14 protein-coding genes are annotated in these 15,421 nt (G+C 62.4%); 9 read left to right on the top strand and 5 right to left on the bottom strand.

The genetic code is table 11. The annotated features are described in order from the left end of the window. The first annotated feature begins 27 nt into the window (after nucleotides 1-27). Together gmhB and DMX10_RS00440 are read left to right on the top strand one after the other, a co-directional pair. Nucleotides 28-558: a D-glycero-beta-D-manno-heptose 1,7-bisphosphate 7-phosphatase gene (gmhB, locus tag DMX10_RS00445; RefSeq protein WP_111259241.1), complete on the top strand. Its 531-nt coding sequence runs from the start codon at nucleotides 28-30 to the stop codon at nucleotides 556-558. 13 nt (nucleotides 559-571) lie between these two features. Continuing rightward, the gene (locus DMX10_RS00440) at nucleotides 572-1,342 is read left to right on the top strand and encodes a 1-acyl-sn-glycerol-3-phosphate acyltransferase (RefSeq protein WP_111259240.1); all 771 of its coding nucleotides are present in this window, start codon (nucleotides 572-574) and stop codon (nucleotides 1,340-1,342) included. 129 nt (nucleotides 1,343-1,471) lie between these two features. Here DMX10_RS00440 and DMX10_RS00435 read toward each other — a convergent pair whose 3' ends face one another. From DMX10_RS00435 to dnaA, 5 genes are all read right to left on the bottom strand, one after another. Continuing rightward, the gene (locus tag DMX10_RS00435) at nucleotides 1,472-1,663 is read right to left on the bottom strand and encodes a hypothetical protein (RefSeq protein ID WP_111259239.1); all 192 of its coding nucleotides are present in this window, start codon (nucleotides 1,661-1,663) and stop codon (nucleotides 1,472-1,474) included. A gap of 77 nt (nucleotides 1,664-1,740) precedes the next feature. Then, nucleotides 1,741-4,161, bottom strand: coding sequence for a DNA topoisomerase (ATP-hydrolyzing) subunit B (gene gyrB, locus DMX10_RS00430; RefSeq protein ID WP_111259238.1), 2,421 nt, complete (start codon nucleotides 4,159-4,161; stop codon nucleotides 1,741-1,743). Continuing rightward, nucleotides 4,158-5,267 carry a DNA replication/repair protein RecF gene (gene recF, locus DMX10_RS00425; RefSeq protein WP_111259237.1) on the bottom strand — a complete coding sequence of 370 codons (1,110 nt, stop codon included), beginning with the start codon at nucleotides 5,265-5,267 and terminating at the stop codon, nucleotides 4,158-4,160. Before recF ends, gyrB begins: the two co-directional genes overlap by 4 nt. Before the next feature lie 7 nt (nucleotides 5,268-5,274). After that, entirely contained in the window at nucleotides 5,275-6,378 is a 1,104-nt protein-coding gene (gene dnaN, locus DMX10_RS00420) for a DNA polymerase III subunit beta (protein ID WP_111259236.1), read from the bottom strand. A 38-nt stretch (nucleotides 6,379-6,416) separates the two neighbouring features. Then, nucleotides 6,417-7,883: a chromosomal replication initiator protein DnaA gene (gene dnaA, locus DMX10_RS00415; protein ID WP_111259235.1), complete on the bottom strand. Its 1,467-nt coding sequence runs from the start codon at nucleotides 7,881-7,883 to the stop codon at nucleotides 6,417-6,419. Between the two features lie 525 nt (nucleotides 7,884-8,408). Here dnaA and rpmH point away from each other — a divergent pair. From rpmH to rsmG, 7 genes are all read left to right on the top strand, one after another. Continuing rightward, a complete protein-coding gene (gene rpmH / locus DMX10_RS00410; protein ID WP_021217136.1) occupies nucleotides 8,409-8,543 on the top strand; it encodes a 50S ribosomal protein L34 in 135 nt (44 codons plus the stop codon). A 14-nt stretch (nucleotides 8,544-8,557) separates the two neighbouring features. Continuing rightward, nucleotides 8,558-8,962, top strand: a complete 405-nt coding sequence (rnpA, locus tag DMX10_RS00405) for a ribonuclease P protein component (protein WP_111259234.1) — start codon at nucleotides 8,558-8,560, stop codon at nucleotides 8,960-8,962. Continuing rightward, nucleotides 8,955-9,200 (top strand): membrane protein insertion efficiency factor YidD, encoded by a 246-nt coding sequence (yidD, locus tag DMX10_RS00400; RefSeq protein ID WP_111259233.1) that lies wholly within the window; start codon nucleotides 8,955-8,957, stop codon nucleotides 9,198-9,200. The genes rnpA and yidD overlap by 8 nt, the downstream gene beginning before the upstream one ends. Nucleotides 9,201-9,202: 2 nt before the next feature. Beyond that, a complete protein-coding gene (gene yidC / locus DMX10_RS00395) occupies nucleotides 9,203-10,915 on the top strand; it encodes a membrane protein insertase YidC (RefSeq protein ID WP_111259232.1) in 1,713 nt (570 codons plus the stop codon). Nucleotides 10,916-10,999: 84 nt separating this feature from the next. Continuing rightward, a complete protein-coding gene (mnmE, locus tag DMX10_RS00390) occupies nucleotides 11,000-12,367 on the top strand; it encodes a tRNA uridine-5-carboxymethylaminomethyl(34) synthesis GTPase MnmE (RefSeq protein WP_111259231.1) in 1,368 nt (455 codons plus the stop codon). Nucleotides 12,368-12,867: 500 nt separating this feature from the next. Continuing rightward, the gene (mnmG, locus tag DMX10_RS00385) at nucleotides 12,868-14,760 is read left to right on the top strand and encodes a tRNA uridine-5-carboxymethylaminomethyl(34) synthesis enzyme MnmG (protein WP_111259230.1); all 1,893 of its coding nucleotides are present in this window, start codon (nucleotides 12,868-12,870) and stop codon (nucleotides 14,758-14,760) included. Further along, the gene (rsmG, locus tag DMX10_RS00380) at nucleotides 14,760-15,407 is read left to right on the top strand and encodes a 16S rRNA (guanine(527)-N(7))-methyltransferase RsmG (RefSeq protein WP_111259229.1); all 648 of its coding nucleotides are present in this window, start codon (nucleotides 14,760-14,762) and stop codon (nucleotides 15,405-15,407) included. The genes mnmG and rsmG overlap by 1 nt, the downstream gene beginning before the upstream one ends. Nucleotides 15,408-15,421: the final 14 nt, after the last annotated feature.

Raw genomic sequence — 15,421 nt, 5'->3', positions numbered from 1 at the left:
TCCGGCTTCTAGCTTCAAGCTGAAGTCATGAAATTACTCATCCTCGACCGCGACGGTGTCATCAACCAGGACTCCGACGCGTACATCAAGTCGGTCGACGAATGGATCCCCATCCCGGGCTCCATCGAGGCCATCGCGCGCCTGTCACGTGCAGGCTGGACCGTGGCCGTGGCCACCAACCAGTCGGGCATCGCCCGCGGCTATTACCCCCTGGCAACCCTCGATGCCATGCACGCACGCCTGCGCGAGCTGGTGGCGGAGCAGGGCGGGGAAGTGGGGCTGATCGTGCATTGCCCCCACGGCCCGGACGATGGGTGCGATTGCCGCAAGCCGAAGCCCGGCATGCTGCACCAGATCGCCGCGCACTATGGCGTACCTCTGGTCGGCGTGTGGTTCGTCGGCGACAGCAGTGGTGACCTGGAAGCCGCTCGGGCCGTCGATTGTCAGCCCGTACTGGTTAGGACCGGCAAGGGCGAAATCACTCTGGCGAAGGGTTTGCCGGGCGATACCCTGTTATTCGACGATCTGGCGGCGATAGCCGCGCACCTTCTCAACTAAGGCCAAGGACACCATGACGACAGTGCAGGCAATCAGAACCTTTTTCTTCTACCTGCTGCTGTCGTCCAGCGCCTTCGTCTGGGGAACGCTGAGCTTCTTCGTCGCCCCCTTCCTGCCGTTCCGGGCCCGCTACCGCTTCGTCGTCTGGCGCTGGTGTCGCTTCGCGACCTGGCTGGCCCGGGTGGTCGCCGGCGTGCGCTATGAGGTGCATGGGCTTGAGAACGTGCCCGCCGAGCCCTGTGTGATCCTGGCCAAGCACCAGAGCACCTGGGAGACCTTCTTCCTCTCCGGCTTCTTCGAGCCACTGAGCCAGGTGGTCAAGCGCGAGCTGCTGTTCGTGCCCTTCTTCGGCTGGGCCATGGCGCTGCTCAAGCCGATCGCCATCGATCGCAACAATCCCAAGGCCGCGCTCAAGCAGCTGGCCAAGCAAGGCGACGAACGCCTGAAGCAGGGTGCCTGGGTGCTGGTCTTCCCGGAGGGGACCCGCGTCCCGGTCGGGCAGATGGGCAAGTTCTCCCGTGGCGGCACGGCGCTGGCGGTGAATGCCGGCATGCCGGTACTGCCCATCGCCCACAACGCCGGCAGCTTCTGGCCCAAGGAAGGCTGGGCGAAGTACCCCGGCACCATCCAGGTCGTCATCGGCCCCCTGATGTTCGCCGAAGGCACCGGGCCCCGCGCCATCGCCGAGCTCAACGACCGCGCCCACGCCTGGGTGGAACAGACTCAGCGCGAGCTCGAGGGCCAGCAGCAGCCCTTGGACGAGCCGGTTTCCAGCCAGGCCTGAATTTGTGGATAAGCTGTGGATTAAATACCGGCTTTGTGCCATTTGAATCGCTGAGAGCCTTGATCGACGGGGCTTTCAGCAGCCGGGGAAAATATCGGAAAAAAGTGCATAAGCGTCTTTCCGATCGCTCTAACCCTTGAGGTATTTCGAGTCCAGGGCGTTGTAGCAGCGAATGATCCTGTCCCTCCCCGCCGTCGGGAATTGCTTCTCCGTCTGGGCTACCAGCACCGCCGCTTTCACCCTTCCCGAGCGCACCAATCGCTGCATGTAGGCAGCTATCTCCTCGTCGCTGGGTACTGCCTGCCGATCTGAATCGCTCATCGCGTCTTCCTTCTTCCGATCCAATAAAAAGCCCCGGCATGCCGGGGCTTCTTCTTCGAGCAATTCCAGACCCGGACTCAGACGTCGAGGTTGGACACTGCCAGGGCATTGCTTTCGATGAAGTCGCGACGGGGCTCGACCGCATCACCCATCAGGGTGTTGAAGATCTGGTCGGCGCCGATGGCGTCCTCGATGGTGACCTTGAGCATGCGACGCACGTTCGGGTCCATCGTGGTTTCCCAAAGCTGCTCCGGGTTCATCTCGCCCAGCCCCTTGTATCGCTGGATGGTGTGACGCTTGGTGCTCTCCGTCATCAGCCAGCCCAGGGCTTCCTTGAAGCTGGAGATGGCCTTGCGGCGCTCACCACGCTGCACGAACGCATCCTCTTCCAGCAGGTTGTTCAGCTGGTCGCCCAGAGCGGTCACTAGCTTGTAGTCATTGCTGGCGAAGAAGTCGCGGTTGAAGGTGATGTAGTGGGACAGGCCGTGTGCAACCTGCTCCACTTCCGGCAGCCACAGGTGGCGCTCGCGGTCTTCACGCAGGCTGGCGGAATAGGTGAGGCCCGACTTCTCGGAGGCCCTCAGGCGCTCCTGGAAGGCTTCCAGCCAGGTCTGCATGGCAGCCTGGTCAGCCAGCTGCTCCGGGCTCACGCGGGGCAGGTAGATCATGTGCTCGGTGAGTTCCTGCGGATACAGGCGCGACAGGCGCTTGAGGGTGCGCATCACCACGCGGTACTCGTTGACCAGACGCTCCAGGGCCTCACCGGCGAGGCCAGGGGCGCTCTCGTTGACATGCACACTGGCGTCTTCCAGCGCCGACTGGGTCATGTACTCGTCCATGGCCTCGTCGTCCTTGATGTACTGCTCCTGCTTGCCGCGCTTGACCTTGTAGAGCGGCGGCTGGGCGATGTAGATGTAGCCACGCTCGATCAGCTCGGGCATCTGACGGAAGAAGAAGGTCAGCAGCAGGGTACGGATGTGCGAACCGTCGACGTCGGCGTCGGTCATGATGATGATGTTGTGATAGCGCAGTTTCTCGATGTTGTATTCCTCACGCCCGATACCGCAACCAAGCGCGGTGATCAGGGTGCCGACTTCCTGCGAGGACAGCATCTTGTCGAAACGGGCTTTCTCGACGTTGAGGATCTTGCCCTTGAGCGGCAGGATCGCCTGGGTCCTGCGGTTACGGCCCTGCTTGGCGGAGCCGCCCGCGGAGTCACCCTCCACTATGTAGAGTTCGGAGAGGGCAGGGTCCTTCTCCTGGCAGTCCGCCAACTTGCCGGGCAAGCCTGCGATGTCCAGAGCGCCTTTGCGGCGGGTCATCTCACGGGCCTTGCGCGCGGCTTCACGGGCGCGGGCAGCATCGATCATCTTGCCGACCACAGCCTTGGCTTCGTTGGGATTTTCCAGCAGGAAGTCGGCGAAATACTTGCCCATTTCCTGTTCCACCGCAGTTTTGACTTCGCTGGAAACCAGCTTGTCCTTGGTCTGGGAGCTGAATTTCGGGTCCGGAACCTTGACCGAGATGATGGCGGTGAGGCCTTCGCGAGCGTCGTCACCGGTGGTGGCGATCTTGAACTTCTTCGCCAGCCCTTCCTGCTCGATGTAGTTGTTCAGGTTGCGGGTCAGCGCCGAGCGGAAGCCGGCAAGGTGGGTACCGCCGTCGCGCTGAGGAATGTTGTTGGTGAAGCAGAGAATGTGCTCGTTGAAGCTGTCGTTCCACTGCAGGGCCACTTCGACGCCCACGCCGTCTTCTTCGCGCTGCATGTTGAAGTGGAAGATCTGATTCACCACGGTCTTGTTGGTGTTCAGGTACTCGACGAATGCCTTCAGGCCGCCCTCGTACTTGAACAGCTCTTCCTTGCCGGAGCGCTCATCACGCAAGACGATTCCGACGCCCGAGTTGAGGAAAGACAGCTCACGCAGGCGTTTCGCCAGGATGTCCCAGCTGAAATGGATGTTGTTGAAGGTCTGGCTGGAGGCCTTGAAGTGAACTTCCGTCCCCGTACCGTCGGTCTCGCCCACCGGGCGCAGCGGAAACTGCGGGACGCCATGGTGGTAGATCTGCTCCCAGACCTGGCCAGCGCGGCGAATGGTCAGGCGCAGCTCTTCGGAGAGCGCGTTCACCACCGAAACACCGACACCGTGCAAGCCGCCGGACACCTTGTAGGTGTTGTCGTCGAACTTACCGCCGGCATGGAGCACGGTCATGATGACTTCGGCCGCCGAGACGCCTTCTTCCTTGTGGATATCCACAGGAATTCCGCGGCCATTGTCTCGGACGGTGATGGATTCGTCGGTATGGATGGTGATGCTGATCTCGGAGCAGTAGCCCGCCAGCGCTTCGTCGATGGAGTTATCGACGACCTCGAACACCATGTGGTGCAGACCGGTACCATCATCGGTATCGCCGATGTACATACCGGGGCGCTTGCGTACGGCGTCCAGTCCCTTCAGCACCTTGATGCTGGAAGAGTCGTACGTGTTGTTCTCGCTCATGCTTCACTCCGATGATCAAAGGTCTGGGTGATACCACCATGTTCCACGTGGAACATGGCTACCGGCGTATCCGTTCGCCAGCCGTCCCTCATTAGTTCTCGATCGACACAGGTGATGAACACCTGGCAATCCAAATCGTCCAGCAATCGACACAACGCGCGTCGATGCTGCTCATCCAGTTCAGACGGAAGATCGTCGACCAGATAGATACATTGGCCGTGCTTCGCCTGGTTCAACAGATGACCTTGTGCGATTCGTAACGCACAGACCACCAGCTTCTGCTGACCACGCGAGAGGATGTCGGCCGCATTGTGCGCTCCAAGGCGCAGTCGCAAGTCGGCTCGTTGAGGGCCAGCCTGGGTATGACCCATCTGCTGGTCCCGGAGGAGGGAAGACGCGAGTACTTCTGCGAGCTCTCGATCCTTGTCCCAGCCGCGGTAGTAACTCAGGCTGAGAGTGTCGAGCTCGACCAACTCACCCAGAGTGCGTTCGAAAACCGGCTTTAGCGCCTGTATGTAGGCCCTTCGATAGCCATCGATTTCATCGCTGGCCAAGCACAGTTCCCGGTCCCAAGCCGCTTGCGAAACGGCGTCAAGTGTACCATGCCGGAGCCACGAGTTCCGCTGTCTCAGGGCCTTCTGCAGGCGTTGCCAGGCTGGGAGAAAACGAGGTTCCACGTGGAACACTCCCCAATCGAGGAACTGCCTCCTGATCTTCGGGGCGCCTTCCAGCAAGCGGAAACTATCCGGATTGATCACTTGCAACGGCAAGGTTTCGGCGAGTTGCGCGGCGCTCTTGGCGTTCTGCCCGTCGATCCGGATCTGGAACTCACCCTGGCGATCTCGGGATATACCCAGGCTACTGGTCCGCCCTTCAAGCAATTCGACCTGGCCAAAAACGGTGCAGGCCGGTTGCTCGTACTGGATGACCGGCTGCAGCTTGGCGCTGCGGAAGGAGCGGGCGAGACCGAGGAGATAGATCGCTTCGAGCAGGCTGGTTTTACCGCTGCCGTTTGCGCCGTGAATGATGTTGATGCGAGGGGAGGGGGAGAGTGTCACCGGGTGCAGATTTCGCACCGCGGTGACAGTGACGCGGCTAAGGGACATCGAGTGGTTACAGGCGCATCGGCATGACGACGTAAGCGGAGTCGTCGTTACCCGCCTCCTGGAGCAGGGCACTGCTGTTGGAGTCGGAGAGGATCAGACGCACCTGGTCAGTGGTCATCACGCCCAGCACGTCCAGCAGGTAGCTGACGTTGAACCCGATTTCCAGGTTGCTGCCGTTGTACTCGACGGCCACTTCTTCCTCGGCCTCTTCCTGCTCCGGGTTGTTGGCCTGGATCTTCAGCAGGCTGGACGCAAGCTGCAGACGAATACCCCGGTACTTCTCGTTGGAAAGAATCGCAGTGCGGCTGAACGCTTCGCGCAGTGCCTGGCGATCGCCGACCACCAGCTTGTCGCCACCACGGGGCAGCACGCGCTCGTAGTCGGGGAACTTGCCGTCCACCAGCTTGGAAGTGAAGGTGAACTCGCCGGTGGTAGCGCGGATGTGGTGCTGGCCGAGGACGATGCGTACCTCACCGTCCTGCTCGGTGAGCAGACGGGCCAGTTCGAGAATGCCCTTGCGCGGCACGATGACCTGGTGACGGTCGGCCTGCTCGATGCCGGATTCCATGGAGCACATGGCCAGGCGGTGTCCATCGGTGGCGACGGCGCGCAGAAGGTTGGCGCTGACTTCCAGCAGCATGCCGTTCAGGTAGTAGCGGACGTCCTGCTGGGCCATGGCGAAACTGGTGCGCTCGATGAGGCGGCGCAGCTTGCTCTGTACCAGGCTGAAGGTGAGGGAACCCGGGCCTTCCTCGACCGTGGGGAAGTCATTGGCCGGCAGGGTGGACAGGGTGAACTTGCTGCGCCCGGCCTTGATCAGCAGCTTCTGCTCGTCGACGCGGATGTCGATGAGCGCGTCGCTCGGCAGGCTCTTGCAAATGTCCATCAGCTTGCGTGCCGGTACGGTGATCTCGCCAGGCTCGGCGCTCTCTTCCAGGGTCACACGGCCAACCAGTTCGACTTCGAGGTCGGTACCGGTCAGCGACAGCTGTTGGCCTTCGACCACCAGCAGGACGTTGGATAGAACCGGCAAGGTCTGGCGGCGCTCGACGACGCCGGCGACCAGTTGCAGGGGTTTCAACAGGGCTTCGCGTTGAATGGTGAAATGCATGGTCTAGTCCCTTGCCTCAATGGGCTGCGCTTGAGCTATCAAGTGGTGAGCGTACGCAGCAGGTTCTTGTAGTCCTCGCGGATATCCGCGTCGGATTCCCTGAGTTCCGCAATCTTACGACAGGCGTGCAGAACTGTGGTGTGGTCTCGTCCGCCAAAGGCGTCGCCGATCTCCGGCAGGCTATGGTTGGTCAGCTCCTTGGAAAGGGCCATGGCCACCTGGCGTGGACGCGCCACCGAGCGCGAGCGGCGCTTGGAGAGCATGTCCGAGATCTTGATCTTGTAGTACTCGACCACCGTGCGCTGGATGTTGTCGATGCTGACCAGCTTGTCCTGCAAGGCCAACAGGTCCTTGAGCGATTCGCGGATCAGCTCGATGGTGATATCGCGCCCCATGAAGTGGGCGTGGGCAATCACCCGCTTCAGTGCACCTTCCAGCTCGCGTACGTTGGAACGGATGCGTTGGGCGATGAAGAACGCGGCATCGTGTGGCAGGTCGACCTTCGCCTGCTCGGCCTTCTTCATCAGGATGGCGACGCGGGTCTCCAGTTCGGGCGGCTCGACGGCAACGGTCAGGCCCCAGCCGAAGCGGGACTTGAGACGTTCCTCCAGGCCTTCGATCTCCTTCGGATAGCGGTCGCTGGTAAGGATCACCTGCTGGCCACCCTCAAGAAGGGCGTTGAAGGTGTGGAAGAACTCCTCCTGAGAGCGCTCCTTGCGCGCGAAGAACTGGATGTCATCGATCAGCAGCGCGTCAACCGAACGGTAGAACCGTTTGAACTCGTTGATCGCGTTCAGCTGCAGCGCCTTGACCATGTCCGCCACGAAACGCTCGGAATGCAGGTAGACGATCTTGGCGTTGGGGTTCTTCTTCAGCAAGTGGTTGCCCACCGCGTGCATGAGGTGGGTCTTGCCCAGGCCGACGCCGCCATAGAGGAACAGCGGGTTGTATCCGTGCTTGGGGTTGTCGGCGACCTGCCATGCCGCCGCGCGGGCCAGCTGGTTGGACTTGCCCTCGACGAAGTTCTCGAAGGTGAAGGTACGGTTCAGGTAGCTGGTGTGCTTGAGCGCACCTTCAACCTGCACCGCACGCTCGGTGCGCACGGCCGGGGGAGCGGAAACCGAGGCGAGGGGATCGAAACCGCCACGGGAGTCTTCCACCGTCTCGACCCGCTGCGCGGCGACCGGCGCTACCGGCGGCGGCGCCGTCATGACCGGAGGGGCGGAGAGAGGGACCGGCGCCACGCGCGGCGGCATGCTGCGCTTGCTGCCTATTAATAAGGAGAGGGCGGGCGCAAGCCCGTTGCCACGCTCACCGAGCAGTTCGAGAAGGCGCCCCATGTACTTTTCATTGACCCAGTCCAGCACGAAACGGTTGGGCGCATAGACACGGAGCTCGTCTCCCTCGGCCTCAACCTGCAACGGGCGAATCCAGGTATTGAATTGCTGGGCGGGCAGCTCGTCACGCAGTAGCTCGACGCACTGCTGCCAAAGTTCCACTGACACGGATATCCCCCAAAAGGAAAGGAGTACGACGCGAAAAAACAGGCGTCATTGTAGCTGCCGGGGGAAAAGTTATCCACACGAAGAACGCCATTTCACCAAGGAAAATCAAGACGTTATTGGATATCTACGGGCTATCGCAAAGACTACGGAACTTTGTGGATAACCACCCAATAACCCACTGGACAACCGCCCACTGGCCTCGGTGCATAACCTGCCTGTGGGCAACTCGGCCATTCATCCCCAGGTTGTACCCAGCCGGCGCACAGGTCGGCCACCGCTTCCAGACAGCCTTATCCTTTGGTCAAGGTCAGGGATCACTAAGCTTCGCCTGGCTTTTCCACAGGCCTGGACCTACCCAAGAGTTATAAACAAAACGAGTCTTTCTTAAGTACTCTTTCCTTTCTTACATATTTTGATCGGAAGAGTTGGTTGGAAATTGACCTGCCCGCGCTGTTTCTCTAGAATCCCCGGTCTCTTTAAACGGGGGCCACTTCCGGCCCGTTGTGATCAACCAGGTAAAGCATCATGAAACGCACTTTCCAACCCAGCACCATCAAGCGCGCTCGTGTACACGGTTTCCGTGCCCGCATGGCTACCAAGAACGGCCGTGCAGTCCTGTCGCGTCGCCGCGCCAAGGGCCGCAAGCGCCTGACCGTCTGATTCACCCGGAACAGGTGGTGAGTCGAGGCTTCGGCCGGGAAAAGCGTCTGCTGGTTCCCCGGCAATTCAAGGCAGTCTTCGACTCCCCTACCGGCAAGGTTCCCGGCAAGAACGTCCTGCTGCTCGCGCGCGACAACGCTCTGGATCATCCCCGGCTGGGTTTGGTGATCGGCAAGAAGAGCGTCAAGCTTTCAGTCGAACGCAACCGCCTCAAACGCCAGATCAGAGAGTCCTTCCGTCACAACCTCGAGTTGCTGGCTGGCTGGGACATCGTGATCGTGGCGAAAAAAGGCCTGGGCGATCTGGAGAACGAAGAGCTGAGTCATCAGTTCGGCAAGCTCTGGAAGCGTCTCGCCCGCAGCCGGCCTCGCCCTGAATCCACGACCGAATCAGGGGTGGCCGACAGTCCCCATGCGTAAACTGGCCCTCGTTCCGATCCAGTTCTACCGCTATGCCATCAGCCCGCTGATGGCCAGTCACTGTCGCTTCTATCCCAGCTGTTCCTGCTACGCGCTGGAGGCCATCGAGAACCATGGTCTCCTGCGCGGTGGCTGGCTGGCCGCGCGTCGGCTAGGCCGCTGCCATCCCTGGAATCCCGGCGGCTACGACCCGGTTCCGCCCGTAAAAACCTCCCAATCCCCTTCGATGGCCGAGTAATCATGGATATTCAACGCTCGATCCTGATCGTCGCCCTGGCAATCGTGTCCTACCTGATGGTTCTTCAGTGGAACCAGGACTACGGCCAGGCCGCCCTGCCGACCGCCAGCGCACCCGCCGCCAATACCGCGACGCTGCCTGACACCGCAACGCCGGCACAGCAAGCAGCCAATGACGACGTCCCGACCGCCGACAACACCGAGCACAGCGCACCCGCCGCTGCCCAGGTGGCGCCGAGCAACGAGCTGATCCGCGTCGAGACCGACGTGCTCAACCTGGCCATCGACCCCAACGGCGGCGACATCGTCCAGCTGACCCTGCCGAAGTTCCCGCGCCGCCAGGACCGCCCCGACGTTCCGTTCCAGCTGTTCGACAACGGCAACGAGCGCCTGTACCAGGCCCAGAGCGGCCTGATCGGCACCAACGGTCCGGACGCGCGCAGCAGCGGTCGCCCGCTCTACAGCGCCGCCCAGCGCCAATACAAGCTGGCTGACGGCCAGGATCAGCTGGTGGTCGAACTGACCTTCAGCGAGAACGGCGTCAACTACGTCAAGCGCTTCACCCTGACCCGCGGCAAGTACGACCTGCAGGTCGCCTACCGCATCGACAACCAGAGCGCCCAGGCCTGGAACGGCAGCATGTACGCGCAGCTCAAGCGCGACGGCAGCGCCGACCCGTCCTCCAGTACCGCCACCGGTGTATCGACCTACCTCGGCGCCGCCGTCTGGACCCCCAGCGAGCCCTACAAGAAGATCTCCATCAAGGACATCGACAAGCAGGACGAGAAGCGCCGCGAAGGCAACCCGGATGCCTGGTTCAAGGAAAGCGTGAGCGGTGGCTGGGTCGCCTGGCTGCAGCACTACTTCGTCACCGCGTGGGTCGCCGACAAGGGCCAGACCAACGTCATCCAGAGCCGCAAGGACCCGAAAGGCAACTACATCGTCGGCTTCGTCGGCTCCAGCCTGAGCGTCCCCGCCGGTGGCCAGGGCGAAGCGTCAGCCACCCTGTATGCCGGCCCGAAGGTGCAGAACCACCTGAAGGAGCTTTCCCCGGGCCTGGAACTGACCGTCGACTACGGTTTCCTGTGGTTCATCGCCCAGCCGATCTTCTGGCTGCTGCAACATATCCACAGCATCCTCGGCAACTGGGGCTGGTCGATCATCGTCCTCACCGTGCTGATCAAGCTCGCCTTCTTCCCGCTCTCGGCCGCCAGCTACAAGTCCATGGCCCGCATGCGCGCCGTGTCGCCGAAACTGCAGGCCCTGAAGGAGCAGTTCGGTGATGATCGCCAGAAGATGTCCCAGGCGATGATGGAGCTGTACAAGAAGGAGAAGATCAATCCGCTCGGCGGCTGCCTGCCGATCCTCGTGCAGATGCCGGTGTTCCTCGCCCTCTACTGGGTACTCCTGGAAAGCGTCGAGATGCGCCAGGCACCGTGGATGTTCTGGATCACCGACCTGTCGATCAAGGACCCGTTCTTCATCCTGCCGATCATCATGGGCGCCACCATGTTCATCCAGCAGCAGCTGAACCCGACGCCGCCGGACCCCATGCAGGCCAAGGTGCTGAAGCTGATGCCGATCATCTTCACCTTCTTCTTCCTCTGGTTCCCCGCCGGCCTGGTGGTTTACTGGGTAGTCAACAACTGCTTGTCCATCGCCCAGCAGTGGTACATTACCCGCCGGATCGAAGCAGCGAGCAAGGTGGCGGCCTGACCGCCCACCTTCGCCCACGCTTGAAAAGACGCCCCCTCTGTGGGGCGTCTTGCTATCCGCCCCACGCAGATCGAGGTTCACGTCATGAACGCCCCCCGTGAAACCATCGCCGCCGTCGCCACAGCCCAGGGCCGTGGCGGCGTCGGTATCGTCAGGGTCTCGGGCCCGCAGGCATCGCATATCGCCCAGGCCGTGGCCGGGCGCCAGCTGAAGCCCCGTTACGCCCACTACGGCCCTTTCCACGATGCCAGCGGCGCCACCCTCGATGAAGGACTCGCGCTCTATTTCCCCGGGCCCAACTCCTTCACCGGTGAAGACGTGCTCGAGCTGCAGGGCCATGGCGGCCCGGTGGTACTCGACCTGCTGCTGCGCCGCTGCCTGGAACTCGGCGCCCGCCAGGCCCGCCCGGGCGAGTTCAGTGAGCGGGCCTTCCTCAACGACAAGCTCGACCTGGCCCAGGCCGAGGCCATCGCCGACCTGATCGAGGCCAGCTCCGCACAGGCCGCCCGTAACGCGCTGCGCTCGCTGCAGGGCGAGTTTTCCCGGCGGGTCCATGCCCTGACCGAGAAGCTGATCCAGCTGCGCATCTACGTGGAAGCCGCCATCGACTTCCCGGAAGAGGAAATCGATTTCCTCGCCGACGGCCACGTACTCGGGCTGCTCGACGGTGTACGCGAAAACTTATCCACAGTTCTGCGTGAAGCCGGACAAGGCGCATTGCTGCGCGAAGGCATGACCGTGGTCATCGCCGGGCGACCGAACGCCGGCAAGTCCAGCCTGCTCAATGCGCTTGCCGGGCGCGAGGCGGCCATCGTCACCGATATCGCCGGTACCACCCGGGACGTGTTGCGCGAACATATCCACATCGATGGCATGCCACTGCATGTGGTGGACACCGCCGGCCTTCGGGACACCGACGACCATGTGGAAAAGATCGGCGTGGAGCGGGCCCTCAAGGCGATCGCGGAAGCGGATCGCGTGCTGCTGGTGGTCGATGCCACATCCGCCGAGAGTGCCGATCCGTTCGCGCTGTGGCCCGAATTCCTCGACAGCCGACCGGATCCGGCCAAGGTGACCCTCATCCGCAACAAGGCGGACCTCTCCGGCGACACCATCGACCTGCAAAGCAGTGCCGACGGCCACGTGACGCTGAGTCTCTCTGCCCGCTCAGGCGATGGCCTGGAGCTGCTGCGCGAGCACCTCAAGGCCTGCATGGGCTACGAGCAGACTGCGGAGAGCAGTTTCAGTGCACGCCGGCGCCACCTGGAAGCACTGCGCCAGGCCAGCGCCCACCTGGAACACGGGCGTAACCAGCTCACGGCGGCCGGCGCCGGTGAACTGCTGGCGGAGGATCTGCGCCACGCGCAGCAGGCCCTGGGAGAAATCACCGGAGCCTTCAGCTCGGACGATCTGCTCGGGCGGATCTTCTCAAGCTTCTGCATCGGCAAATGACCGCCACCGCTCCAGGCAAAGCCACCTCCGGGTGGCTTTTTTTATGGCGCATTGACTTATACATGGCAAAACAAACCCTGTGCATAACCATGCCTGAACCCAGTCCATAAGCCTGAGGATAACAGGGGGCATAACAGACCTGTGGGTAAGTCATCGTTTCATCCACAGGGGCTCCACGGCTTACCCGGAGGAAACGGCCAGGATCAACACAGGCTTATCATCGTCTGTAAAGCCTGTGGATCTTGGGCTAGAGGCAGTTATCCACAAAAATCGTCCACACCATTCATATAAACAATGAACAAGCTCTATAAGAATTCTTTCTCTCTTATTTTCTATTAGCCCGAAGCCTGGGGACTGAAAAGCGGTCGGATGGATGCAGAGAAGGAGCCCTCCGAACGGTTGGCTATTTTTTGTGCAGAAGGCTTCATTCACCGAGGGGAAGTCCCTATACTTGCCGCCTTCCCTGATTACCCATCTACAGAACAGGCACGAGGTGCGTGGTGGATTTCCCTTCCCGTTTTGACGTGATCGTTATCGGCGGCGGCCATGCCGGCACCGAGGCTGCTCTGGCGGCCGCGCGCATGGGGGTCAAGACCCTGCTGCTGACGCACAACGTCGAGACACTCGGCCAGATGAGCTGCAACCCCGCGATCGGGGGCATCGGCAAGAGTCATCTGGTCAAGGAGATCGATGCACTCGGCGGTGCGATGGCCGTCGCTACCGACCTCGGCGGTATCCAGTTCCGCGTGTTGAACAGCCGCAAGGGACCGGCGGTGCGTGCCACCCGTGCCCAGGCCGACCGCGTGCTCTACAAGGCCGCCATCCGCGAAATCCTTGAGAACCAGCCGAACCTGTGGATATTCCAGCAGGCATGCGATGACCTGATTGTGGAAAACGATCAGGTGAAAGGCGTCGTCACCCAGATGGGCCTGCGTTTCCACGCGCAGTCCGTGGTGTTGACCACGGGAACCTTCCTCGGCGGACTTATCCACATCGGCCTGCAGAATTATTCCGGCGGTCGTGCCGGCGACCCGCCGTCCATCGCCCTGGCCAAACGCCTTCGCGAACTGCCCCTGCGCGTCGGGCGCCTGAAGACCGGCACACCGCCGCGCATCGATGGGCGTTCGGTGGACTTCTCGGTCATGACCGAACAGCCCGGCGACACGCCGATCCCGGTGATGTCCTTCCTCGGCAACAAGGAACAGCATCCGCGCCAGGTCAGTTGCTGGATCACCCACACCAACGCGCGCACCCACGAGATCATCGCCAGCAATCTGGATCGCTCGCCGATGTACTCCGGTGTGATCGAAGGCGTCGGTCCGCGCTATTGCCCGTCGATCGAGGACAAGATCCACCGCTTCGCCGACAAGGACAGCCACCAGGTGTTCCTGGAGCCCGAGGGCCTGACCACCCACGAGCTGTACCCGAACGGTATCTCCACCTCGCTGCCGTTCGATGTTCAGCTGGACATCGTCCGTTCCATCCGCGGCATGGAGAACGCCCACATCGTGCGTCCCGGGTACGCCATCGAGTACGACTACTTCGACCCGCGCGACCTCAAGTACAGCCTGGAGACCAAGGTCATCGGCGGCCTGTTCTTCGCCGGGCAGATCAACGGCACCACCGGCTATGAAGAAGCCGGTGCCCAGGGCCTGCTCGCCGGCGCCAACGCCGCGCTGCGTGCCCAGGGCAAGGAAGCCTGGTGCCCGCGTCGCGACGAGGCCTACATCGGCGTACTGGTCGACGACCTGATCACCCTGGGTACCCAGGAGCCCTACCGCATGTTCACTTCGCGCGCCGAGTACCGGCTGATCCTGCGCGAGGACAACGCCGACCTGCGCCTCACCGAGAAGGGCCGCGAGCTCGGCCTGGTCGATGACCGCCGCTGGAGCGCGTTCGAGGCGAAGCGCGAGGGCATCGCCCTCGAAGAGCAACGCCTGAAGAGCACCTGGGTACGTCCGGGCACGCCCCAGGGCGATGCCATCGCCGAGCGCTTCGGCACGCCGCTGACCCATGAGTACAACCTGCTCAACCTGCTGAGCCGCCCGGAAATCGACTACGCCGGCCTGGTGGAAGTGACCGGCCAGGGTGCGGAAGACCCGCAGGTCGCCGAGCAGGTCGAGATCAAGACCAAATACGCCGGCTACATCGACCGCCAGCAGGACGAGATCGCCCGCCTGCGCGCCAGCGAGGACACCCGGCTACCGGCTGACCTCGACTACGCGACCATCTCCGGCCTGTCCAAGGAGATCCAGCACAAGCTCGGCCTCAGCCGTCCGGAAACGCTGGGCCAGGCCTCGCGCATCCCTGGTGTCACCCCGGCGGCCATCTCGCTGCTGCTGATCCACCTGAAGAAACGCGGCGCCGGTCGCCAACTGGAGCAGAGCGCCTGATGTCGCAGGTCACCTCCCGCCACGCCGACGAACTGTCCCGTGGCGCGCAGCAACTCGCAGTCGAACTTTCCGCCAACCAGCAGGAACTGCTGCTGGCCTACCTGGCGCTGCTGATCAAGTGGAACAAGGCCTACAACCTGACTGCGGTGCGCGACCCGGACGAGATGGTCTCGCGCCACCTGCTCGACAGCCTCAGCGTCGTGCCCCATGTGGCCGCGCTGGGCGACCACTGGCTGGACGTCGGCAGCGGTGGCGGCATGCCCGGCATTCCGCTGGCCATCCTGTTCCCTGATCGGTGCTTCACCCTGCTGGACTCCAATGGCAAGAAGACCCGCTTCCTCACCCAGGTGAAGCTGGAGCTCAAGCTGGCCAACCTCGAAGTTATCCACAGTCGTGTCGAGGCCGTTCAGCCCGAGCGGCCCTTCGCCGGCATCATCTCCCGTGCCTTCAGCTCGCTGGAGGACTTCGCCAACTGGACCCGCCACCTGGGCGATGGCGACACCCGCTGGCTGGCGATGAAGGGCGTGCACCCCAGCGACGAACTGGTCGCACTGCCGGATGACTTCCGCCTTGAAGCCGAACACGCCCTGGCGGTTCCCGGTTGCCAAGGCCAGCGCCATCTGCTGATACTGCGCCGCACGGAATAAGGGGGAAAGGCAGC

The organism is Pseudomonas sp. 57B-090624 (assembly GCF_003234055.1).
Classification (GTDB): domain Bacteria; phylum Pseudomonadota; class Gammaproteobacteria; order Pseudomonadales; family Pseudomonadaceae; genus Metapseudomonas; species Metapseudomonas tohonis.
This window is presented reverse-complemented; position numbering and strand designations above follow the sequence as displayed.